The sequence below is a fragment of the Nonomuraea sp. LPB2021202275-12-8 genome (assembly GCF_037044575.1).
Lineage (GTDB): Bacteria > Actinomycetota > Actinomycetes > Streptosporangiales > Streptosporangiaceae > Nonomuraea.
The window spans coordinates 1-584 of sequence record NZ_JBAHWD010000145.1; the positions used below are offsets into that span (position 1 = coordinate 1).

At 67.6% G+C, this 584-nt stretch carries 1 protein-coding gene; it reads right to left on the reverse strand.

What is annotated here, in order from left to right:
• On the reverse strand, nucleotides 1–523 hold a 523-nt coding region (locus tag V5E28_RS49100; RefSeq protein WP_336217204.1), incomplete at its 3' end, for a helix-turn-helix domain-containing protein.
• Nucleotides 524–584: the final 61 nt, after the last annotated feature.

The following is a 584-nucleotide window of genomic DNA, read 5'->3' on the forward strand; positions in this document are numbered from 1 at the left end:
GCCAGGACAAGATCTCCGTGTCGGTGCCGTCGGCCAGGCGGTAGTGGGTGAAGTCGGCCTGCCAGGTCTCGTTCGGCAGCGCGGCCTGGAAGCGGATGTAGGACGAGCGGGGCCGCTTCTTCGGCTCGGGCACGACCAGGCCGTACCGCATCAGGTAACGGCTGATCGTGGCCCGCGACACCGTCCGCCCGTGATGCTGGCGCAGGTGCCAGGCGACCGTGTCCGGTCCGGCGTCCAGGCCCTGCTCGGCGAGGTCCTTGCGGAGCCGGACGATCAACTCGACGGTGCCGGCGTCGACCGCGTTCGGCGAGCTCTTCGGCCGCCGCGACCGCGGCTCGAACGCCGCCTCGCCCTCGGCCCGGTAACGGGCCACCAGCTTGGACACCCAGCCCTTGGACACCCCGTAGGAGCGGGCGACCTCTGCCTGGGACCGTCCCTCGACGACAACGGCGGTGATGACAACTCTGGCCTTGGACACACCGCCCACGCTGTTGATGCGGCAGTTGCCTATGTCCCGAGACACACCTTGCTGAAGTTTCCTATGTCTTGCGACATGGGTTTCCTATGTCCTGAACCAGCACACT